General features: G+C 55.6%; 11 protein-coding genes. 2 read left to right on the top strand and 9 right to left on the bottom strand.

The genetic code is table 11. From position 1 onward, the window contains the following. Positions 1–40: 40 nt before the first annotated feature. The 3 genes from Mag101_RS15355 to Mag101_RS15365 form a co-directional block, all read right to left on the bottom strand. The gene (locus Mag101_RS15355) at positions 41–1483 is read right to left on the bottom strand and encodes a DUF1552 domain-containing protein (RefSeq protein WP_077406993.1); all 1443 of its coding nucleotides are present in this window, start codon (positions 1481–1483) and stop codon (positions 41–43) included. A gap of 18 nt (positions 1484–1501) precedes the next feature. Continuing rightward, positions 1502–7159, bottom strand: a complete 5658-nt coding sequence (locus Mag101_RS15360; protein WP_077406996.1) for a PQQ-dependent sugar dehydrogenase — start codon at positions 7157–7159, stop codon at positions 1502–1504. A gap of 344 nt (positions 7160–7503) precedes the next feature. Then, the gene (locus tag Mag101_RS15365; protein ID WP_232325051.1) at positions 7504–9270 is read right to left on the bottom strand and encodes an alpha-amylase family glycosyl hydrolase; all 1767 of its coding nucleotides are present in this window, start codon (positions 9268–9270) and stop codon (positions 7504–7506) included. 257 nt (positions 9271–9527) lie between these two features. Between Mag101_RS15365 and Mag101_RS15370 the strand changes: the two genes are divergently transcribed. After that, positions 9528–10370, top strand: a complete 843-nt coding sequence (locus tag Mag101_RS15370; RefSeq protein ID WP_077407002.1) for a universal stress protein — start codon at positions 9528–9530, stop codon at positions 10368–10370. Between the two features lie 65 nt (positions 10371–10435). Here Mag101_RS15370 and Mag101_RS15375 read toward each other — a convergent pair whose 3' ends face one another. The 3 genes from Mag101_RS15375 to glk all read right to left on the bottom strand — a co-directional run bounded on the left by Mag101_RS15375 (position 10436) and on the right by glk (position 16079). Next, positions 10436–11926 (bottom strand): tryptophan halogenase family protein, encoded by a 1491-nt coding sequence (locus Mag101_RS15375; RefSeq protein WP_077407005.1) that lies wholly within the window; start codon positions 11924–11926, stop codon positions 10436–10438. Positions 11927–12106: 180 nt separating this feature from the next. Further along, positions 12107–14899: a TonB-dependent receptor gene (locus tag Mag101_RS15380; RefSeq protein ID WP_077407008.1), complete on the bottom strand. Its 2793-nt coding sequence runs from the start codon at positions 14897–14899 to the stop codon at positions 12107–12109. A 217-nt stretch (positions 14900–15116) separates the two neighbouring features. Continuing rightward, a complete protein-coding gene (glk, locus tag Mag101_RS15385; protein WP_077407011.1) occupies positions 15117–16079 on the bottom strand; it encodes a glucokinase in 963 nt (320 codons plus the stop codon). A gap of 720 nt (positions 16080–16799) precedes the next feature. On the opposite strand from glk, the gene Mag101_RS15390 reads away from it, so the two are divergent. Next, positions 16800–17954, top strand: coding sequence for a helix-turn-helix domain-containing protein (locus Mag101_RS15390; protein WP_077407015.1), 1155 nt, complete (start codon positions 16800–16802; stop codon positions 17952–17954). Between the two features lie 87 nt (positions 17955–18041). On the opposite strand, the gene Mag101_RS15395 is transcribed toward Mag101_RS15390, so the two are convergent. From Mag101_RS15395 to Mag101_RS15405, 3 genes are all read right to left on the bottom strand, one after another. Beyond that, positions 18042–20582, bottom strand: a complete 2541-nt coding sequence (locus Mag101_RS15395) for a glycoside hydrolase family 3 protein (RefSeq protein WP_077407018.1) — start codon at positions 20580–20582, stop codon at positions 18042–18044. Positions 20583–20796: 214 nt separating this feature from the next. Then, on the bottom strand, positions 20797–22347 hold the full coding sequence (locus Mag101_RS15400) for a glycoside hydrolase family 16 protein (protein WP_157520438.1): 1551 nt from the start codon (positions 22345–22347) through the stop codon (positions 20797–20799). A gap of 170 nt (positions 22348–22517) precedes the next feature. Continuing rightward, positions 22518–24002, bottom strand: coding sequence for a tryptophan halogenase family protein (locus tag Mag101_RS15405; RefSeq protein ID WP_077407026.1), 1485 nt, complete (start codon positions 24000–24002; stop codon positions 22518–22520). Positions 24003–24032 lie beyond the last annotated feature (30 nt).

Here is a 24032-nt window from a genome sequence, read left to right on the forward strand (position 1 = left end):
AATATTCGGGGCTTTTTTTGTGTTGGACTGATTGAGGCGGTTACACAACCCCACCAGACCAGTGGCTTTCCGGCAAATTGGTCGCACCCATATAGCGGGCCACATCGCCAAACAACTGATGCGTGCCATAAATGCGCTGACCGTTGTTGACCCCGTCACCACAATTGATGATACGGCCCATTTGCAGGGCGCCACCGGCACCACCGGCGAGGGTTACCGCACCGGCTGCACCACCGTGCTTCGAGCCATCGCCAACTTCTGAGAACATCACCACCAGGGTGTCATCCAGCAAGCCGCTGTTTTCGAGCTGCTGCAAGGTGTAGGCGAGCAGACTGTGATACCAGCGCACCTGTGCGGTGTGCGGCACATCACCCGGGCGATGCGAGGCACTGTGGCTGGCAAATTCGTTGTACCAGCGGGTAATGGAACCAACGGTACCACTACCATTACTGTGTTGAATACCCTGGCTAATGGCGTCCTGTGACATTTGCCAGCACTCGTCGAACGAATAGTTCACCAGATTGCCGTTCTCATCCCCTTTAGAGAGCTGCAGGGTGGCGACCCGGTTCAGGCCACAGGAGAACGCACCCACAATGTTATCGATTTGCGCGCGCGCCAAGTGCGGGAACATTTGCCATTCGTTGGGCGTTAGCTGGCCCGAGGAACTGGCATACGGGTCGCTCATCACATTGGTGTTGAAGCTGCACTCGCCTACCTGATTGCCGGCGAGATCCCGCAAACGCTTCAGTGCATTTTCATGCAGTGTGAGTTTGTCGCGGCGGGCGCTATCGAGAGTGACTTCCGCAAGGCCATCGAAGTCGTTGAGAATCGCTTCGTAATAGGCCTGCTTGTCGCCGCTGCTGCCGCCAGAGCTACTGCCACCGGAACTACTGCCGCCACCGCTAATACCCACGGCAAGTTTCTGCGCGGCATCCGCCGGGTCGTTATTCGGAATCGGGCGGGCGCCGCTATCGTAACCGCGCGGCTTGGAGATCATGATGTCGGAGCGGCCGCCGGTGCGTACGCCGAGGCTCAATACACCCTCGCTGCCCAACTGCTCCGCAATCAAGTGATCGATACTGGCGCTTTCGCGGCTGATTTCATTGTTACCGGTAAGAATGCCGCGCATATCGTTGTAGTGGGCTCCGGCACCGCTACCGATATCCAGCGTCATGTTCTGCAGCACGATCATGCGATCGTGCCAGGAAGACAGCGGCCCCAAGCCAAAGCTCAGCTCCTGGCTACCACTAATGGCGCCCGGGCCCTGTTGTGGCACCCAGTTGTAGGGCACCACACCGTTGGGATAGTAGAGGAACAGTACGCGCTGCGCAGAGCCCGTATTCGCAAATACCCGCTGCCCGAGCATGCTGCCAGCCACAGGCAACAGCATGCCGGCCTGTGCCAGGTTGCGCAGGAACTTGCGGCGCGACTGACTGGTGGATTCCTTTACGGAAGCAAAACCAAGTTTATTCAGCAGTTTCATTGTTGTTATCTCCCGAATTTAGCGACGCAGAGTGAAGGCGTCAGACAGAACCAGCGTACGCAACATGTCGCGCATGCCACCGCCATTGCGCAGGTCTTCACTGACCGCGTGGATGATCAGGTCATCACTTGTGCCCTCTTCGCGTCCGACCACGTAGCGGTAGAACTGACGCGCAAAGCAGGCTTCGCCCTGATCACTGCTGGCGATCAGTGATGCCAGCTCCGGTACGGAGTAGAAGTCGTAGCTTTCGCTCGCGGGGTCTAGCACCGTAGCCGCGCTGTACAGGCTCTTGATGCTGCCGCTATCGTCAATTTCGCGCTGCTCACCGGTACCGATGGTTTCGATGGTGCGATACAGGGCATCACTACCGAAACGCTCGAAGCCGAAGCCAACACCGTCAATAAACTGGTGACAGGCAGCACAGGCCGGATCCGAGGTATGCCGTGCAGTGGCTTCCCGGTTGCTGTCGCTGTCTTCAAACACCACGTTGAAGTCGGCGGCCGCAGGTGGCGGGAATTCCTGACACATCAGCACCTCGCGCACGTAAACACCACGCTTGATCGGCGCTGGGTTTACGGTGCTGGTACGGGAAGCGAGGAAGCTGCCGTGACCCAGCAGGCCAGTGCCACTGCGCGCATCACCGTTAGGGAAGTTGCGAATAGACCAGTCACCATTGGTATTTTCCAACCCATAGTGCGCGGCCAGTTCACCGTTCGCCCAGGTGTAATTCGCGGAGAGCAACTCACTGAATGCGTTGTTGCCGCGAATATTGTCCAGCACGAAGCCTACCGTCTCTTCTTTGAATGCCGAAATCAGATCCGCACTGCTAATCGCCGGGAATGGATACTGATTGTTGATCAGCCAACCGGAGATAAAGCGGCGCAGCCCGCGTTCCGCACGTGGGTCTGCCAGCAGACGGTCTACCTGCGCGGCTACATCAAAGTTTGCATCGCTCGCAGCCAGCAACAGGGTGTCGTCTGGTGTGGTTACCCAGAATGTGTAGGAAAGCAAGGTCGCGATTTCGTAGTTGTTCAGGCGGTACAACCCGGTCGCACCATCCAGTTCACCCAACTCGGAACGGTACATAAAGTACGGCGACATCAGCATGGCCTGAACTACCAGACGGCCATCGTCCTCACTGGTGTACAAGCCGGTGTAACGATCGATTTCCTGAGTCGTCAGCGGACGACGGAACAGGCGGAAGCCAAGTGTGTCGACCACACATCGGTTATCGCCACAGCCATCAATCAAGCTGTTGAAGCCGAACTGGGAAACCGCCATGTCGGCAACCTGCTCGGAAACCTGCTCGTACCCCAGGGTGCGGTCGTTGCCGGCTGTGAGGAAGGAGGCGGTGTCGAAGTTGCGGAACAAGCCGTCTGCCGGCACCGGCCCCATCACAGACTCATCGAAAGCGATACCGAAGACGTCGCTGACACTGTTGAGGTATTCCTCACGGGTCAGCAGACGCATGTTACGCGCATCGAGGTTACTGCCATCGCAGTCGTTGCCGGAACAACTACTCGTGCTCCAGGCTTCGTCCACGATCAGGCGAGCCGTTTCATAGGCACAGGCACCAGGCTGATCGCCCGCACAACTGGCGGTGGCGTCCATCGGCATGAAGTCTTCGATGTACTGCGTGAGTACATTGAGATCCCAATTGCTGCCGGTACCTGCCAGAGCCGGTGCTACATCGCCCTGCCCCTGATCGCCGTGACAGTTTGCACACTGGGCCGCGTAGAAATTCTGCCCGGCCTCGTAGTCGTTGTTGCTGCTCGGGAAGAGTGCAACCAGCGACAGGTCGTGCTGCGGAATCAGCAGTTGCACCTGAGGCTGCGATGGATCACCCACGATATAGGGCGCCGCATCGCCACTCCAGCCACCGAATTCGGTGCCCAAAGGAGCCGCATCTGCGTTCACGGTAATCACACTGCCGATTGCATAATCCCGCTCGCCATCGGCCGTGGTACCACCAATCACTGACACTCGTGAGGTGTCACCGCCCACTGGCGCTTCGGGAACCCACGGTTCCCAGGCACCGCCGACAAAACTGGAGGACTCATTGATGTTGCGCTGGTCACCGGTCTGCTGACCGTTGCCGCTGTTAAACACCAGATTGACTTCACCATTTTCCAGATCAGCTTCGTCTACTGAATGGCTCCACCAACCTTCCGCATCGGGGCCCGACATCAACAGCCCGGGCCATTGAGTAAGCCCCTGGTCCTGGCCATTCACGGTCACCCAGAGGTGGACAAATACCTGCTCCCATCCTTCCGGGTTGTCGTAACGGACAGCAATACCATTGAAGCCTTCTTCCAGAGTGGCCGTTGCGGTGAACTCACCCAACACGGCTTGCACCGTAACCGCGCCCTGTGCATTACGGGTAACCAGGCCACTTTGATCAATCGTCGCCGGGCCGCTGGTCACAGACCATGCAACCTGCCCGAATACATTTGCGCGCGTACCGTCGGCACGTACGCCGTAGGCAACCAGCTGGCGACTGCTATCAAGGGCGACATTGCCCGGGGCGATTTCCAGCTTGGTAATGCTGACTTCAATACCCGTGACTTCGACGTTCAGAGTTTCGGTAAATCCACCCTGCTGCACGGTAATCGTCGCGGTGCCATTTTCGGTAGTGCCAGCACGCAACACGATAGCGCTTTGGTTCACCGACTCGACCGCTACGATGGACGAATTGCTTGAAGTCACACTCGGAGCAACATCCACCGGTACGGTAAAGCCGTTGTCGTACAGCGCCAGAACATCGACACTCAATGCATCGCCCGCATTAAGGCGATTGTCATCAGCGTTCACCACGATACCAACCTGCTGCGCGTTGACACTGTCGATCCAATTACGGAACAGAGCCTCTGCCACCGGGTTGGTGTACAGGGTGCCCTTCGGCATGCGGTTGTTATCGGTGGTCTGATAGATGTAGACCAGACTGCTGGCGTGATCGAACGGACGCAGGCGTGCGGCACCACCAGTGGTCTCTACGTTCACCAGGCGCATCTCGCCCAGTGGCGTATCGTATTGCAGATCCATAAATCCGCTGGCATGACAGTGCGAACAGTTGGTGTCCAGATAGGTACGCGCACGCTCGTCCAGATCGGCACTGGTATCTTCCGCATCAACAAAGCTGCCATGGGTATCGGCACCACCAATGTTTTGCGTAAACAGTGCGATGTTGTTGAACACATCCAGCTGGTTAGCGATGGTTTCTGCACCTTCGCCGTACTGGAAGTTTTTGTTCAGCTGGCGAGTATGTACCGCCAGGGGCTCGCGACTGCCACTTCCGATGTGGCAGGATCCGCAGTCGGCGGCAGACTGCACGGCCCTCTGACGGTTCTCAATACCGCCGTCCATCACTGTGAGTGATTCAGTAACCAGATCAGCGTCGCTACCGTCGCTGTTCCAGTAATAGTTTGCAGCCTGCCAATTACCGGTGTCCTGTCGGAACAACACAGACGTGGTAAATGGCTTGGCTGGGTTACCTGCGGTAGCAATACTCTGGTGTTTTACCAGTACCGAGCCGATCGGCAGGTCCCAGTTATTGGTACCGTCGAACGTGATCTGGCTGTCGTTCGGCAGGGCAATAAAGTGACGGGTATCGGAGCCGTCAAACCAGCCATCGGTGTTCAGATCGTATTCCAGTACGCCAGTAACCGGCACCAGGTTTTGCACATCGGCGAACAAACCGGTTGCAGAAAGTGTTGCCGGGATCACCGCGCTTTGCGCATCGTCATCGACGACTTTGTAGATCGTCGATTGACCGCCGTACTCCACACCGTATGTGGAGACCAACAATGTCTCACCACTCAGATCGGTGCCAAACGAGGCGATATTTTCCGGGAAAGCTTCGCTGATTAATTCCTTGGCTTCGCCGTCGACAATCGACCAGATGCGCTTGGTAACGTAGTCCCCGAAGACAAACCGACCACTCAGGCCTGGCAACGAATTTCCGCGATACACCACGCCGCCGATAATGGAGTAACCGGTGGGGTGAGCGTAACCATCGCGCGGCGGCTCGAAATCAGTGCTACAGTTTTTCGCCGGGTCGCCGCCAAGGTCACCACGGTTGTTGGTGCCTTCACATACCGGCCAGCCGTAGTTCTTCCCTTTTTCAATCAGGTTAACTTCTTCGAAGCCCGCCTGGCCGACTTCGGTTTCCCACATGGTGTACGGCGCCTCGGTATCGAAGCTCCAGCGCCATGGGTTGCGGTGGCCGTAAGACCAGATTTCTTCGCGGAATCCGGGCACGCCGACAAACGGGTTATCTGCGGGGATTTCGTAGTACTTTCCATCCACCGGCTGTGCCAGTGGCTTGATGCGAATGAAGGCACCGAGAAGGTTATCGGTTTCCTGTGCACCGTTATTGGTACGCGGATCTTCCGGGTAACTCATGGTGGCACTGTGGCCGTAGGCACCGTCACCAACACCGAGGTAAAGATTATTGTCCTCGGGGTGGAACTGCATCATGCCACCTTTATGGTCCGGGCCACGCTGCGGGATACGCAGGATTTCCACATTGGAGTTGGCAACCACCTGAGTCGGGTTGCTGGGGTTATCTACTGTCCAGCGTGCGAGGATCGCGTCGCCGTAGCTACCATCCGGGGCGCGTTCGTTATCGTCGGTGCCGTGGATGTAGTAAATATAAATATACCCATTGCTGGCGTAGTTGGGGTCAAACGCCATGCTAAGCAGGCCCTGCTCGTGGTAGTTGCGCACCTCATTGTCGATGTTCAACAGGGTGTTCACTTCGGCGGGCGCCACATTTTCCCGGTTCGGGAAAATGAAAATGGAACCAGATTTATCCACCACGTACATGGAATCGTTAATGCCATCGGAAATCACCATCACCGGGGACATAAACTGACCCTGAAGATTCGGGTAGGCGATTTCGAAACGGTAACTACCGCCGGTGACATTACCGGTAATCGGGAAATTCAGCGGCTGTTCCAACAATGGACGCGTGGTAGGCGGCAGATCGACGACCGGCTCTGAATCGAGCCCACAGGCATCTGCAGTCATCCACTGGTTCTGGACGTAGCAGGGGTTGCCATCGTAGGTGAGGTCTGTGGTTTGCGGTGCACCGTTGTTATTAAAAATAACGCTCAGTGATTCCGGCATCACACCGCCATTCAGGTGGGGTGTAAAGTCGTAACAGAAGTACTCACCGGAAGCCGTCATCGCATTGCCAGGCCAACCCGGCAAATTATTCACACTACCACCCGGCTGCGGGTTCCAGAAATAGATATGCGGGTCGGCATAGTTTTGCGGATTGTCGAAGCAAATACTCGCGGGCGAGTTCTCCGGCTGCTGCTCGACCACCTCGGTTACGGTGATCGCTTTACTGGCATCATTGAAAGTGATGCGATAGCGGCCATTGGTAACCTGATAATCATTATCTGGGTACGCTTCGTCCCAGTTCTGATAGTGGCTGATTTTAAAACGCGGGTTCGCGGCATCAAAGGTCTGCTCTGTGAACCAGACACCTTCTCCTGCATCGTATTCCATGGCCGTGGTACCCCAGTTATTCGGGGTGCCGCGGAACCAGGCTTCAGACCAGGTTTGCGCGCTCGCGCTCAACGGGAAAAGCAATGCCAGCGCGAAAAAAACACGCAGACAAACGCTAGCAACGGAGTGTGGCACTCCGGCTGTACTCGGGATAGAAATCATCGCTGTGCTCCGGGAGTTATTTTTATCCGGACAACCGTCATGCTTTTGCACGCGGTTTTTATTATTTTGCTGACGACCTCTCAGCATGTTTTTTACGCCCTGTTTTGGGGCGAGTGTTTACGTTACTCCCTTTTTACAGAGCCTTTCCTCCTCCCCCCCGGGGCGTAGTCGTCACCCCCGCCAAAATTTGCTAAAACGCGAACAAATTGCAGAAATTACAGGCAAAAAAAAGCCGATATCAGAATACTGATACCGGCAAACCTTTCGACGAGAAAGAGAGGGTTGGGTCACACAAGGATAAATGTGGACTCGAAATACATCTTCGAAAACTTTTTACTCAAATATTAACGCGCACTCACCTGGCTGGTTTGACTTTCGCCCAACAATAAAATATCGAATGCGGTATCAAATTTCAGCTCACCATTTTCGACAACGGCTTCACTGCCAGAGTAGTAATCTTTTACCACTGCGCCTTCGGCAAATACGTCAGCAGCTTTTACGCTCTTCGCACCGGCCGGCATATCGATAGCAACCATCACGCGATCACTCTCGCCACCATTGTGTGCCAGCGTACGTGAGAAAATATAAGGGGCTTCGTTCAGCTTTTTGTGCACACCTGCACCCACCGCCAAATGCGACTGACGGAACTGACCGAGCTTTTTCCAGTGGCTCAGGATTTCGCTGGTTTCACTCTGTTGAATGCTGTTCCAGTCCATCGGTACCCGCATGGATGCGTCGCCGTAAGCCTGCTCATCAATCATCGGCCGAGCGATTTCATCACCGTAGTAAATCTGTGCGCCACCTGGCGCGAGCATCAGTTTCAGCGCAGCGCTTTTCACCTGCTTGCGCTCGCGGTCAAACGAGTGGTGATCATCGTGGGAACCCAGATAGTTCAACACGGCAACACCATCCAGCTCACCACCGTGCAGAGTGCTGGAGTAGCCACTGAAGATACTTTCCATATCCTGGGAGGCGTGAGCGGCGAAGCCCATGTTGATCAGGCTATCGAAACCGTGGTTGAAGAAATCGACCTTACGATCACCGAAGTTGTAGTAACGACCTTCACTGTTGGCGAAATTATTTACGCCGAAATGGAAAACCTCACCGACCATGAAGAATTCACGATCGTCCAGTTTGTTTTCTGGATTGGTTTCCTTCCACTCAGCCAGCGCCAAGCTCGCTTCTTTCTTCAGTACGTTCCAGATCTCGGGCTCAACGTGCTTTACGGTATCTACACGGAAGCCAGCCACACCGTATTCACGCACCCAGTCGGTCAACCATTTAACGATGTAGTACTTGGGCGCACGCGGATAGCCAGTGCGATCAAAGAAGGCATCCAGCTCAGCCACTTCCTGATCCAGGCGACCTTCGCGCTGCCACTTTTCGGTGAGCTGCGGTGGCAGGTCGACCGGCTCTTCGCTCTCGGTCAGAATATCTGGGAGGTTGTCGGTCAGTGCACAGGTAACGTTCTGGGCAAAGCTGCTCCAATCACACTGCGGGTTGGTACGTACCCAGTCGGAAGGCCACAGCGGATCTTCGCTGGTCACCGGGCCGGTGTGGTTGATGATCACATCCATAAAGATGCGCACACCTTTGCTGCGCGCTTTGGCGATCAGCTCGGCCAGCTCTTCTTCGGTACCGAAGTTGGCATCTACGGTGGTCCAGTCCTTCGGCCAGTAGCCGTGGAACGCGTAGGTGCGCTTGTCACCCTCGTCGTAGCCGTGCACGTTCTCGATGATCGGAGACATCCAGATGGCATCGACACCCAAGTCGGTGAAGTAACCCTCTTCCAGCTTCTGGATTACACCGCGCAGGTCACCACCGTGGAAACCGCGCAGATGGGCGGCATCGCCTTTACGGCTGTAGGACAGGTCGTTGTCCGGGTTACCGTTGTGGAAACGGTCCGGCAGCATGAAATAGATGGTCGCGTTGTTCCAGAACGGATCGGTGGCCGCGCTCTTGTCGCTGGCCGGCTCCGCCTTGGCTACATTCTGTGCGGCCGGAGCGGCATCAGAAGCGCTCTGTACGGATTCGACGTCGCTGTCGGTACATCCGCTCATAGTCAGGGCCGCCGCTGAAATAAAGGCCGCCAAACTGGTCATTTTTCTCATTATCTTCCCTCCGTCGTTATAGAACGGTCATCACATAAGCCTAATGTACTCCGCTGCCCCCCAGATTCATCCTCCCGGGGCGGGGCGTAGATGAAAAAATCGACGGTCGGTGATAGTCTTGACTCCCCGTTCTAGGGGCCGTCTACAAGCACAAAGAGCTAACAAAAACATTGGGCGGTGAATCTGCGCCGGAGAAGAACAAACACTGCGCAGAGAGAGAACTTAGGGACCAGATTTCCAAATTTGTAGGAGTGAACATGCAGGACAAACCCGTAGTATTCGTGGTGGTTGACCCCAACGATGAACGCCACGTAGCCCTCGATCGCGCCCTGGCGACCGCCCGCGAGCGCAACCCGCAGCCCAAACTGGCCGTATTCGTTGCCGTTGACGGCGAAGCCGTAGACACCCGCGCGGTGAATGATCACCTGTTCCGCGACGAATTCTGGTTTCGCGACCAGATTCGCAAGCCGATTGAAGAGGCCGGTGTGGAGTTCGACATCACCGTATGCTGGTCCAGCGACTGGCAGGCGGCCATCATTCAGGAATCCAAGCGCTGCAACGCGGAAATGATCTACCTGCCGGTGCACGCGCGCAGCAGCAGCCGCTTCACCTTCGCCGAGTCCAAGTGGCAGGTACTGAAGCAGGCCAAGTGCCCTGTGGTATTGATCCGTCCAGGTGCGCAGGACCGCCGCAAAGTGGTACTGGCCACCGTAAACTACCAGGCGCAGACCACCCAGCAGCGCCAGCTGAACCGCCAGATCACCGAGCGCGCCAGCTACATTGCCGAGGTATACGGTGCCGAGCTGCACCTGGTGAACGCGTTCCTGGATTCCATGCTGTACCCAGACCGCGGCGCCCTGGCCAAGCTGGCGAGTAAAACCGGCGTACCAACTGACCGTATTCACGTGAAGCAGGGCTATACCAACGAAGTGGTTGCGGAGATCGCCAAAGAGATCAACGCTGAATTGGTGGTTATGGGTACGCTGAACCAGTACGGCGAAACCGGCTCACTGCTGCGTGGTAATACCGCTGAGCGTGTTATCGGCTCTCTGGATATTGATGTGATGGTGTGTAACGCGTTTACCAACACTTCACATTAACGCTCGATTTTCGCCGTATATAAAAAACGCCGGCAATGCCGGCGTTTTTATTTGGTCACAGGAAATTACAAAGAAGCCAAGAAGTCGTCGTGATCGGCAAGCTGCTTTACTGTTCCCTGGATCAAGGTCTGCAAGCTTTCCATCAAATCAGTCAGCTGACTATCGCTAAGCCCATCAGCAATTACATGGTGGTCCTCAGGCATTACACCCTGCCCAATAAGTACTTGCTGCCACGCCACCTCGGTAAATAAATCGTCGAAATCCCGAAACGCCTTCCCGGACCTGCGGAACAGCTCCATTTTCTCATGCAGGGAGTCCGGAACCGCCATTTCCTCGCACTGCCGCCAGAACTCACTGTCGCGACGCTGATTAGCCTTGTAATGCAGAATGATAAAATCGCGAATGCGCTCAATTTCCACCTGGGACTGACGATTGTATTCCGCAACCTCTTCCGCACGAATTCCTCGATGCGGGAAGCATTTTATCAGCCGGGTAGCTGCAGTCTGAATCATATGGATACTGGTGGACTCCAGCGGCTCCAGGAACCCGCTGGAAAGTCCAATCGCCACCACATTCTTGCGCCACGCCTCACGCCGGCGACCGGTACGGAAACGAATAACTTTCGGATCTGCGAGGGGTTCCGCATCGAGATTGGACATGAGAACTTCGCGCGCCTGCTCATCTGTCCAGTGGCGACTGGAATACACCAGACCATTACCCGTGCGATGCTGCAGCGGTATCCGCCACTGCCACCCGGCTTCATGCGCAATCGACCGCGTATAAGGGACAATGGGTTTTACCAGCGCGCTGGGTACCGCCTGCGCACGGTCACACGGCAGCCAATGGGACCAGTCGTCATAGCCAACCCCCAATGCTTTGTGAATCAGCAGTGCAGCCATACCGGTGCAGTCGACAAAGAGGTCACCCGGTACTTCACGGCCACCTTCCAGTACTAACTTTTCGACGTAGCCGCTTTCAGGGTTGAGTTTGACTTCATCTACGGTCCCCTCAATACGCGTAACACCCTTACTCTCCGCGTACTTGCGCAGAAACTGGGCATATAGCCCTGCATCAAAATGATAGGCGTATGAAATGCCCGGGAGGTTAGTACCTTTGATCTGACCCAGGGGCGAGAACTTGTTGTTTTTTGCAGCCTGGTAATTCAGGGAGTAATCCCAGAGACTTTCCGTTCCGCCATTCTGGCGATGACGTACCCAAAAATGGTGAAAATCACAAAAGGGAAAGTTCTTCCCGATAGTGCCAAAGGCGTGCATGTAGCTATCGCCTCGCTTCAACCAGTTTTCAAACTGGATGCCCAGTTTGATAGTACCCTTGGTTTCACGCAGGAACTCTTTCTCGTCTAAACCGAGTGCCTGGTTAAAGTTAATGATTGGCGGGATCGTGGCTTCACCAACGCCGACTGTACCAATCTTGTCTGACTCGACGAGAGTAATGTTAATTGACTTGCCAAGCACCTTGCACATTAGCGCGGCCGTAATCCAGCCGGCTGTACCGCCACCTAAGATAACCAGATTTTTTACTACTTTGTTATTCACGTTATTTCGCAAGCCTGTAATGAAAGAGTCTTGTGTGATGTTGCACTGCTAACCTAGCAAAAAGTATACATTGCTCGGAACACCATCCCACATGCGTTTATAAGAACGCCCAGACAAAAAAAAGCCCCTGCAACACAGGTTGCAAGGGCTTTCGACCTAAGGTCTAGACTAACCTAGGCATTACAGCTTGTAGCTGAAGCCCATCAGGTAAGTCTTGCCGTAGCTCTGGTAGTCACGAACCTGCAGAGCGTTGTCGCCACTCAGAGTGGTGAACGGCTCGTCGGTCAGGTTCTGACCTTGCAGGAATACGGACAGTCCTTCCAGACCACCGATGCCGGACTCAGCAAAATCGTAACCGATTTGCGCATCAACCAGAGTTTCGCCAACTACATCCACCTGCTCGGTAGAGAAGCCAGTACCGTAAACTTCGCCTTTGAAGTCATCGCGCTTACGCAGGCTGGTACGGGCGGAGAAGCCGTGGTTGTCGTAGTACACAGTGAAAGTCTGGATGCTCTCAGACAGACCTGGCAGTTCAAACTCATTACCATTCAGGTCTTCGATGTCCTGGCTCAGGCCAGTGTGGCTGGCGATAAGACCAAAACCATCAAGGCTCTCGTGGAAGATGTTGAACGGCAGGGAACCAGACAGTTCGTAACCCTGCAGGGTACCACCGCCACCGTTGACCTTACTGTAGCGAGTCGCGAGTGAGCCTGCGCCAGGCTCGGCACGAGCCGGATCATATCCAGGCATTTCAGCGATATCGATTACGTAGTTGTCATCGAAGTGCCAGCTGCTCAGATCTTTCCAGAATAGCGCTACAGAGAAGTATCCCTCTTCGCTGAAGTAGTTCTCGTAAGACAGGTCCAGACCTACAGCTTCTTTCGGCTCCAGGTACGGGTTACCGCCGCCAACAGACCAGAAGTTTCCGTTGCCATCCGGGCTGCCAGAAGGAGAAACGGTAACAGAAGAGTTCATCTCATCCATGCGCGCACGGGAAATGGTCTTCGCTGCACCGAAACGTACAGTCTGCGCATCGGTCAGAGCCAGAGACAGGTTCAAGCTAGGAAGGAAGTGACCATAGTCGTGCTCGACATTGTTCTCAACGCCAACTACCAGTCCGTCTCGAACATCACCAGCGTAGCCTTCGGAGCGCTGGTCGGTATGCACATAGCGCGCACCCAAATTACCGGTCAGCGGGAAGCCAACAACTTCAGTTTCGAAGTTCGCCTGCACAAACGCAGCAGTAACCGCTTCCTGCACGGTGTAAGAACCGGTGAGGTGCTGAATACCAGTCAAGGCTTCGTCAGTCAGGTTGTAGTAACCGTCGTTCAGCAGGCCGCGCGCGTCGTACGCAACCATGTCGCCCATACCGATAAAGTCGAGAGAGGTGCTGCCCAGACGGTACTGCTCAGGCACAACCAGAGTACCCTCGAATTCAGTCGGGAAACCGTCAAGGGTCATGTAGTAACCCTGAGAGCGCTTGGTCTTTTCGCGATCGCGGTAAGAGATACCGTAGCTGATTTCATTGACGATACCAGCTTCAACCATTTGGGTTGCAGCCAGCTTCAGGGAGGTCAGCTCGTCATCAATTTCAGGAGTATTCAGGAAGCCGTCCTGACCAGAGTTTTCCAGCGGAGTACCGGTGATGCCCAGGCTGTCGTTCAGTGCCTGGCTCCAGCCCCAAGTCAGCGGGCCACCCAGCTGAATCAGGTCAAAATCACTGTAATCCAGTTCATGAGTGAAGTTCACTCCAGTGTTGCCCGGCTTGAAGGTATAGCTCAGGTTGTCAGCAACACCATTGTCGTTACCACGGCCAGTACCTGCGTAGCTTTCGAAGCTCCAGATTTGACGCTCAACCGCAGAGTGGCTGACATCGAATTCCAGCTGCAGATCGTCGGTCGCTTCAAACTCGGCATTGAAGCCGAAAGAGGTCAGCTCCGCTTTGCGGCTTTCGAAGTCGTTACGTACAACAACACGCTGGCCGTCAGTATTGGCGCTGGTGATAAAGCCGGTGGCTGGATCAACGTCAGCAAAATCTGCGGACAAGGAACCCTGGCCCCATGCGAACGGTACTTCGATACCGCGCAGAATTTTTTCATCGGCGAAGTCTACGTACAGAGCATCAAAAGTAGTGTTCAGGCGATCGTTAGGCTGAGCCTGGACAACCAACATGACTGAGTCACGATCCAGCACAGAAGAGCGTACAAACGGCTTGGCACCACCAAGAATGGAGTATTGCTCGCCGTCTACTTCAAATTCAGGGTAGCCCCAGGAATTCCAACGCTCTTCCTGGCTCGGAGAGCTCATGGAGTTTACAGCCAGTGCCACACCAATGGTGTCATCGGCAAACTGGTCGATATAAGAGAAGGTGAAACGCTGGCCCTGGTCTTCACCGTCTGGATTCAACTTATCGAATCCAGTCATTTCCATCTGGCCGTTGAACTGCACAGTACGCTCACCGCGCTCAAGCGGCTTAACGGTTTGCATGTCAATCACGCCAGCGATGCCTTCAGCATCGATGTTGGCCTGCGGAGTTTTGTGAACGGTAACACCGCTCATAATTTCGGAGGGGTAGAGATCGAACTCTACGCCGCGGTTATCACTGATGGAAACCTGCTCACGACCATTGAAGGTGGTGGCGCTTTCGTTTTCACCGAAACCACGAATAGATACGCGGCTAGAACGACCGTCCAGACGCTGGGTCGCAAGACCTGGCAGACGGGAGATCGCGTCAGCGATAGAGGAATCCGGCAGCTTGCCAATATCTTCTGCAGAAATAGCTTCAACTACCGATGTGGCATCGCGTTTGGTTCCGATGGAGTCCATAACACTCTTACGGAAACCGGTAACGGTAATCTCTTCGAGGCCAGTGTTTCCGTCTTCTTCCTGCGCGAATACGCCAACGGAAGTTACGGACGCGGCGATAGCTGCGGACAGCAGCGCCGGTCGAAATCGTTTGTTTGTCAGACTCATCATCATCTCCCTTGGACTTATCGTTATGGTGAGTAATGCCATCCTAGGCTTACCCGAAGTCCATATCCTCCACCCCCCAGGGGGGAGGAGGGGGAGAAGCTAGGGTCGGCAGAGGAGGAGGGGGCCGACCCAGATCACCATCGAGGCGGGGATTATACGGGGCGTACAAAAAATGTTCAGCCCCAGATGAGCAAATATAAAGGCAAATACGCTCAGATTAGCGCTCCAGCCAGGCGGCAGCGCCAATCAGCGCCGGGTAGCCGGCCTTCAGCACTTCTACCCGCACCCCCTGCAACCAGTCACCGAGCTGCCCTTTGGTCACAAAGCGCTGCTCGAATTCACTTTCAGGCAACAGGGATTCGATGCGCGGCAGCACGCCACCACCGAGGAATACACCACCGCGGGCGACATAGTAGAGGGCAGCATCACCAGCGGCGCTACCGAGGAAGTTGAGGAAGTCGATCAGGGTTTCACGGCACATTGAGTCGGAACCATCCAGGCCGCGGCCACTGACGTCTGGCGGAGTCAGCTCTTCTGCCGGGCGACCGTGGAGCGCGCATACGGCGCGGTACAGGTTCACCAGACCACCGCCGCTCAACACATACTCGTTATATACCGGCATCTGCTCGCGAGCGAGGATGCGCAGCAGCTCCAGTTCGCGCTCGCTGCCAGCAGAGAGGTTGGCATGGCCGCCCTCGCCGGGCACCACACGGTAGCTGCCGCCTTCGCTGACCAGACCTGCAACGCCAAGGCCGGTACCCGGCCCCAGAACCACCATCGGCCCCGCTTGCTGCGCAGGTACATCGCGCAGGGCCCACTTATCGGCTTCAGGCAGGCGTGGCAGAGACAAAGCCAAAGCAGCGAAATCATTAACAACCAGGGCGCGCTCGAACGAAAAGCGCGCACACAACTCTTCTGCGCGGATATCCCAACCCAGGTTGGTCATGGTTACCCGGCCACCCTGCGGGGTCTTTTCCACGGGGCCGGCAACGGCAACACACGCCTCCTTGGGCACATCGCACGACAGCTCTTCGAGCCATTGACCCATCGCAGCGTAAAAGTCACCAAACTTAGCGCAGTTCACCACCTGAATAGCGTCCAGCCGATAACCACTTCCCTCAGGAATGGCCACCGCGAAGCGGGCGTTGGTACCGCCGATATCTGCGACGATTCTGGTCATGAATACGTTCCTTGGGTCAACACGAGGGGACAATCCCTGTAGTAAATTTACAAAAGCGCTGTGAAGGCGCGCTAAGGTAATGATTTCAGACGATAAATTCCAGACCTGGCCGGCAAAAAATATCCCAACAGCGAAGAAATAGGTACTATCTGGAGGAAGGTGGCGTCAACACGACTCCGTAATAAAACTACGAAACACCCCTTTCCCTTTCCCTATCCCGCACCTACTACGCCACCAACGAACTCAAAAAATACGATTTACCACGACGATAAACGGCAAAAATACCGGGCAGAGACACCAGAATAGACGTGGCCCATATCCGAGGCGATTCTATTGATGACTCTTTTCTCAATGTTTTGCAAATAGCAGCGAGCTGTGACCAATAAGCCAAACCGCACAAAGAAAAGCCCGGCAGGAAATACCTGCCGGTCCCAATGGGGCGACGAGAAGAGACCCGTAACAGGGAGAGGAAAGATGATGTCGAACGCTGTTCAGCGTACCCGACACCTCATAGAGTCGCGCTTCCCACCCTGAAAATCGCCCCACTTTGCTCAAGCGGGCAAACTGGGGGGGTTCACTTTGCAACTTTTCGTAAACGGGAAGCCCGCAAGGGGCCTACACGCTCGGTGCCACTCCTCCCTCCTGGGGAATTTTCATATACTGGCGACATTACAAAACAATAAAAATATAACAACGACAAACCCCACCGGCGATGCGCACATGAAACAATATATTTTCAATATTCACGACGTGGTGCTATTGATGACCGCTGCGGAATGCCTGCTGCTGGCAGTGTTCCAGGCGATCCTCCCGACCCGCTCCCGCCATGACGGCCGGCTGTTGATTGCGTTTCTGCTTATTATTGCCGTCGCCTCGGCCTGCACCCTGGCTCTGTGGAACGACCAGTTTTCACTGGCGCCCTGGCTCGAACAGACACTGCTCCCTTACCTGCTGTTTAGCGCATTGCTGCTCAAGGGGCCGGCGATCTATCTTTATGTCTGCTCGCTCACCCGCCAGAATTTTACGTTTACGCGAGGCATGGCCTTACACCTCCTGCCGGCGCTACTAGTGATTCTGTGCCTGGCGATTTTCAACATCTCGAGCAATGACTTGCGCCACGCGGCCGCTGGACAGGGGTTTTCGGCGACCGTCATCTCGCTGGTCTGGGATCTTGCCTCTTTGGCGCCCTTCGCCTACGCGGTTGCGGCACTGCGACAGCTCCGCCGCTACCGTCACGCGCTGAAGGATGAGTACTCCCATTACTCAGAGGTCGAACTCAACTGGTTAACCGCTCTGGTGTGGGGCGTATGTGTGGCCTGGGCCTGGACCACCGTGGTGCATGTGGTGGCCAAATTCTCCAGCCAGAGCGTGGCCGACTATATGGGGATTGCCGACAACTATCTGTCGTTCATCCTGATTAATGCCTTCTTCGCCTACAGCCTCACCTATGCGCACCAGTTACTGGCCACCCAACCGGAAGAGACAAGCCAGGAACGCGTTCCGGAGGAAGACGAGCCCTCGGAGCCGGCAATCGAGAAGGTGCGAAATGCCATGGAGAGCGACAAGATTTACCTGAAAAAAAACCTGAACCTGGAACAATTTTCTGACCGAATCGCACTTCCAGCGAAAGAAGTTTCCGCGGTAATCAATAAACACTTCGGTACCAACTTCTTTGAGTACGTAAACAGCTACCGCGTGGAAGCGGCCAAGTCTCTATTAGCCGACCCCGGTAAGGCGGACATGACCGTACTCGATGTATTGCTGGAGTCAGGCTTCAATAGCAAGTCAGCCTTCCACCGTTTCTTCAGCCGTCTCGTCGGCATGTCGCCCACCGAGTTCCGCAAGCAAGCGCTGGCGGATGCCAAGGTTTCTTAACCAATATGTGAAAGAGAAACAAAAAAGCCGCTGGCGACCAGTCCCTTGGTCGCCAGCGGCTTTGCTTCGTCGGGTCAGGCTGTGGTGTTAACCACAGCTCACTTTCGCCGTATCGGTCTGAGCGATGCGCACATTGTGCACCGTCATATCCAGCTCACCCGCAGTGCGTACGTAGAAGGGTGACAATACCAGATCCATCTTCCCGCCTGCTTCAGCTAGACACTTCAGGTCGACGGCGAGGGTTTGCCACTTCCCTTGCGCCACGCCTTTCAGCAAATCGGTAATCGGCTGCTCGGCACCACAATCCATACCGCAATTCATGCCGAGGATTACCGCGTCGCTGGGGGCCGCATCCACTTTTACATCAAAGATCAGTGCACCCTGGTTACTGACAAAGCCGGAGAGATCGGTGCGCTGGTTCGCGAAGAAACCGGCAATCGCATTGCCCTGCCCGTTCCACTGCAGGCGACGGCTGTCTTCCTGCACGTTGCGGTCTACGGATTGCACACGGATACCATTCAACTCAGACACACTGCTGGCAATGGTTGAGCGGGTATTTGTGGCATCGATCACCTCGAAGCGCCATGGGTCCAACGCACGGCCGTTGAACACTGCCAGCGTGCCGCTGCCTGAAACAGGCTGCAGACCACTTTCCTCTGACAGGAGCGTGAGCTCCATGCCTTCCTCATAGCTCAGGCCATAACCATAAGCAAACTGTGCCACGGCTTCACTTTCACCACGATTGTGCAACGCTGGAGTTGCGTCGCCTGGCCAGGAGAAGGTCAACTTGCCGGTGAAATCGAAGTTTACGTTGCCAGCCTCATCGCGGAAAAGAACGTCGGCCACGCCACCCGCTTCGGTACCCGGCAGCCAGATCACCGCAAAAGCATCGGAGGCATTGATATGCGGGTTAACCCACAATGGGCGACCAGTGATGAACAAACTTACAACCGGGATACCCTGGTCACGCAATTTCTTCAGCAGAGCCAGGTCGGATGCACCAGCGTAATTTACATTGGCGATGTCACCCTGCATCTCTGCATATGGATCCTCACCAAAGACCACCACGGCCACGTCCGGTTTTTCCTCGAAGCTGCCGTCTGCCGACAGCTCTACCTGGCCACCGGCCGCAGTAACAACTTCATTAATACCACCGTACACGGAAGTCGCACCCGGGAAATCCGCATTCTCGTTCCCTGTGCCCTGCCAGGTAATACTCCAGCCGCCGGATTGCTTGCCGATGTTGTCGGCTCCGTCGCCTGCAACCAGAACCCGTTGATTGCGGGCCAACGGCAACAGTTGGTCGTTGTTCTTGAGCAATACCAAAGACTCGCGCACCGCCTGTCGGGCAATAGCGCGGTGCTCGGCGGCACCAATCAGGCTCTCATCACCGGCAAAAGGACGGGCTGAAGGCAGGCCGGCCTCAAACAGGCCCGCGCGCAGTTTCACGCGCAGAATACGGCGCACCGCGTCGTCCAGGCGCGCGGGAGAAATTTCACCGCTTTTCGCCTCGGCCAGGGTATTTTTGTACAGCTCCCGCCAGTTCGGGTCCGGCGCCATAAACATATCCAGGCCGGCGTTGATCGCCTGCGGGCAACTCACATTGCTGCAGCCGTTGACGAACTGGTGGCCAGCCCAGTCACCCACCACAAAGCCGTCGAAGCCAAGGCGCTCTTTCAGCACGTCGGTCATCAGGTATTTGTGGCCGTGTAATTTCTCGCCGTTCCAGCTGCTGAATGAGGCCATTACGGTCTGTACGCCGGCTTCAATCGCGGAGAAGTAACCCTGAGCGTGATACTTGATTAGGTCCTCTTCGCTCATGATCGCATCGCCACGGTCGATGCCATTCTCGGTACCACCATCGGCGATATAGTGCTTGGCTGTACTAACAACGCGCTTACCGTTCAAGATTTCCTGGTCACCGGGGGCACCCTGCATGCCCTGCACCAGCTCACCCGCGTAGGCGCGTACCAGCTCGGGGTCTTCGGAATAGGATTCATAGGTACGTCCCCAGCGGTCATCGCGAACCACCGCCAGCGTGGGGGCAAATACCCATTCAATACCGGTCGCGGAAACTTCCGCTGCGGTTGCCTCGCCAATCTTGCGCATCAACGCGGGGTTTTGCGCTGCGCCGAGAGCAATATTGTGGGGGAACAGGGTCGCGCCGATCACATTGTTGTGGCCGTGAACGGCATCGGTGCCCCAGATCATCGGGATTGCCACACCGCCGTCGCGGGTATCCACCGACGCGCGATAGTACTCATCCGCCAGTGCTACCCAGTCGGCGACACTCGCATGCTTGTTGTTATTGGGGAAGGCGCCACCACCGTTAAGAATGGAGCCGATGTGATAGTCACGCACTTCGTCCGGGGTGGCGAAGCGAATCTCGACCTGAATCATTTGGCCGATTTTTTCTTCCAGCGACATCTTGGCCAACAGCGCATCGATACGCGACTCTATTTCGGGATCTTTCGCGATTCCCGAGGTCAGCACCGGCCAGTGAGGATGCACCGACTCGCCCTGCTGGTCGGCAACCTGATTTTCCACCTGGTCGGCACAGCCCAGTAGCCCACCACCGGCAACCAGTGCCGAAATGAGCCCCAGTAAAATTCGCTCCTTAAACACCATACACCCCCGATCCCACTGATAACTTTTATTAATGCTTTGACTTATTTGATTCGGGCGGTCACACGTGCTGTGTGATCAAGCCCGGCTTTCTCAGTGTTTGTTGTACGGAATCTCGCGGCAGGGTTCGTCCCACTTTCACCTCACCGGGCAAAATGAACCGGACCACCTTGTGCAGGCCCGGTGGGGTGAAATGGGACGAGAAACTTACCCCGTATTACTTAACCCAGCGGATATTATCGAGCTGAAGTACCGCACCCAACTGATTGTCCCACCCTGGAGAAATGATAAACGGGGTGTTCACACTGGCCGCGTTTAGACCGGCATTGGTGAGATCCATGACTGGAATTTGAAAGTGCGTCCACTCGTTCAGTGCTGGCATATCCAGGGGGTAGTCACCGGAGCTGCAGGGATAGACGCAGTCAGCGCGGAAAGTCAGAGACGCTGTACCGGGATCCGCAGGCTCAGCGGTCACCCGCAGGTCAAATTCGACGTAGGTATAGGCACTCAGGTCATAGGTCGCATCGGACTGAAAGAAACCGATTCCCTGATTGGTGTTGTAGGTCACTTCGGCGACATCACCGTAGTCACCGCCAGCATCCACTGTCGCGTAGCCGATGTCGCCACTCGCGGTCCAGGTGAACCAGGAGTAGGGAGCTTTTGCCTCTCCGTCAAAAATAACCAGTTCATCGCCGTCACCGTCCGGTGCTGCCGGTGGCTGGATCCCTGGGTTGAGAACGAAGTCGCCATCCGTCATGCCACAGCCTTTGCCGGTGGCAAAGTCTTCACTGCACTGATAGACGCGTACGTAGTCGATCACGAACTCTTGGGGAAACACGCTTTCATCGATGCCAGTATCGTTCACGTTCGCCGGCCAGTTGCCGCCCACCGCGAGATTCAGGATCAGATGGAAGCTCTGATCAAACGGGGCCAGCGGGTTTTCCAGATCGGCGGTGGTGTACCACCCCTCGCTGGTCTGTGTTGCGTAATGGTCACCATCCACATACCAGCGGACCTCACCCTCTTCCCACTCCACCGCGTAGGTGTGGAAGTCGTCTGCCGGGTTCAATCCGCCGGGAATTTGATAGGACTCACCGGAATATTTGTTGCCAGGCCAGCTGCCTCCGTAATGCAGGGTACCGTGTACCTTGTCTTCACCGCCGACCTTGAGGTTGACCGCTTCCACAATGTCGATTTCACCGGACAGCGGCCAACCGCCGTAGACACCCTCGGTCGGCAGCATCCAGAACGCCGGCCAGCTGCCCTGCCCTTGCGGCAATTTTGCGCGCATCTCAAAGCGGCCGTATTTCCAGTCAGCAAGCCCTTTGGTGCGGAGGCGCGCAGAGGTATAGCTACCACTGCCACTGGTATCATTGGGGTCGTACGCGGGGTCATCATCCACACGGCTCGGGCCGACTGCGTCTTGGCGGATCGCCTTGATGTGTAACATGTCGTCGGCGACCCAGGCATTCTCGGCATCGTCGACGTAGCATTGCGCTTCATTGTTGCCACCGCCCCAGCAATTGACTTCGTGTGACCAGTTCGCAGAGTCGATCCCGTCGCCAGAGAATTCATCCGCCCACACCAGGCAATAGCCCGAATTCATCGGGTCTTCGAGGCATTGCTCGGGCCGGTCACTTGCCGGAGGGTCAACCGGCCCGCCGAGGTCCGCATCATTGTCGTTAGCGCCTCCGGAACTGCCGCCACCACAGGCCACCAGTCCGATCGAAAGCGAAAGAAGGGAAGCGTGAAATAACTTGCTGCTCATCATTGTCTCCTCATCATCGTTTTATCGTTATGCATTCCTTGATTGGAATAACGAGCAGGCGTTTTTTAACGTCGTTTCGGAAACTTGGTCGCCCCACTTTGCGGATTAAACTAAGGTGGGGCGACCCGATTCATTGGAAACCATGGGAAGCAGGAAGAAGGCACCGTGCTCTACGGAGCTGATTTAGCCAGCATCTCACGCAGGTACACATTGTGATCCTTCAGTTTCTCAACATTGGTATCGACACTGCTTTTTACTTGTTCAATAAACCCTTTTAGTTCTTGTTCACTCATGGCATCTACAAGTGGGTGGTAGCGTTCTGGCATTAGCCCCTGGCCAAGCATCACCTGCTGCCACGAGTCCACAAACAGCTCACCGCCTTCACGGAAGACATGCCCAGTTTCACGAAACATGTCGATTTTTGCCGCCAAGGTATCCGGAACACTCAGCTGCCGGCAGTGACGCCAAAATTCAGTGTCGGTACGATCGGTTACTTTGTAATGCAGGATGATGAAGTCGCGGATGCGCTCCATATCAAACTCACTCTGACGATTGAACTCATCGACTTCGCGCTGGTGAATTTCCTGCTGCGGGAAGAACCGCAGGAAACGCACGATATTCTGCTGGATCAGGTGAATACTGGTCGATTCTAGGGGTTCCAAAAAGCCACTCGACAAGCCGACGGCGAGGCAGTTTTTGTGCCACTGCTTGCGGCGTCGCCCCGTCTGGAATTTGATAGACAAGGGCTCCGTCAGCGTCTTCCCCTGAACATTCTCCAGCAACTGGGTACGCGCTGACTCATCGCTCTGATAACGGCTCGCATACACCAGACCGTTGCCGACCCGCGTTTGCAGCGGGATGCGCCACTGCCAGCCACTTTCATGAGCGATTGAGCGGGTATAGGGAATCGGTGCTTCAACAGCCTCCGTCTGTACTGCCATGGCGCTATCGCAAGGTAACCAGTGGGACCACGATTCAAATCCGGTATGCAGGGCCCGCTCAATCAGCAGTGCGCGCATGCCGGTGCAGTCGATAAAAAAATCCCCTTCAACCTCCTGGCCGGAGTCCAGTTTCAGTGAGCGGATATAGCCGTTCTCCGGATGGAGCTGCACATGATCGATCTTTCCCTCGACACGCTTTACGCCAAACCCTTCACTGAATTTACGCAGGTAAGCGGCATAACGACTCGCGTCGATATGAAACGCATAATTGAGGCCGTTATTCGGCAGGTGAGTAAATTTGTTCTCTTCTGCAGCACGACGTTCCAAGCAGTATTCACCGAAGTCGCCGGCAAAACCAAGCTCTTTGGCCCGCAGCCAAAAATGCTGGAAGCCACAGGCCCAACAATCCCTACCGGTAACACCGAACGCGTGGAGGTAGTCTTTACCCACATCGCGCCAGTTTTCAAACTGGATGCCGAGCTTGTAGGTACCCTGAGTTTCCCGCAAAAATTCGGCTTCATCGATACCCAGCAGCCGATGAAAAAAGACCAGCGTTGGTATCGTGGCTTCGCCAACACCAATGGTGCCGATCTGCTCAGACTCGACCAGAGTGATATCGAGCTGCTTGCCCATCAATTTGGAAAGTGCTGCTGCGGCCATCCAGCCAGCGGTACCACCACCGGCGACCACCACCTTTTTAATCGCTTGCGCCATATCTCTCTCCGCTTCTGCACTCGCTGTCAG

This window comes from Microbulbifer agarilyticus (genome assembly GCF_001999945.1).
GTDB classification, from domain to species: domain Bacteria; phylum Pseudomonadota; class Gammaproteobacteria; order Pseudomonadales; family Cellvibrionaceae; genus Microbulbifer; species Microbulbifer agarilyticus_A.

Bases quoted from the DNA above. Each gene is read 5' to 3' on its own strand.
- Mag101_RS15370 (WP_077407002.1), top strand. From the start codon at position 9,528: ATGCAGGACAAACCCGTAGTATTCGTGGTGGTTGACCCCAACGATGAA.
- Mag101_RS15355 (WP_077406993.1), bottom strand. From the start codon at position 1,483: ATGAAACTGCTGAATAAACTTGGTTTTGCTTCCGTAAAGGAATCCACC.
- Mag101_RS15405 (WP_077407026.1), bottom strand. From the start codon at position 24,002: ATGGCGCAAGCGATTAAAAAGGTGGTGGTCGCCGGTGGTGGTACCGCT.
- glk (WP_077407011.1), bottom strand. From the start codon at position 16,079: ATGACCAGAATCGTCGCAGATATCGGCGGTACCAACGCCCGCTTCGCG.
- Mag101_RS15400 (WP_157520438.1), bottom strand. From the start codon at position 22,347: ATGAGCAGCAAGTTATTTCACGCTTCCCTTCTTTCGCTTTCGATCGGA.
- Mag101_RS15360 (WP_077406996.1), bottom strand. From the start codon at position 7,159: ATGATTTCTATCCCGAGTACAGCCGGAGTGCCACACTCCGTTGCTAGC.
- Mag101_RS15390 (WP_077407015.1), top strand. From the start codon at position 16,800: ATGAAACAATATATTTTCAATATTCACGACGTGGTGCTATTGATGACC.
- Mag101_RS15365 (WP_232325051.1), bottom strand. From the start codon at position 9,270: ATGAGAAAAATGACCAGTTTGGCGGCCTTTATTTCAGCGGCGGCCCTG.
- Mag101_RS15380 (WP_077407008.1), bottom strand. From the start codon at position 14,899: ATGAGTCTGACAAACAAACGATTTCGACCGGCGCTGCTGTCCGCAGCT.
- Mag101_RS15395 (WP_077407018.1), bottom strand. From the start codon at position 20,582: ATGGTGTTTAAGGAGCGAATTTTACTGGGGCTCATTTCGGCACTGGTT.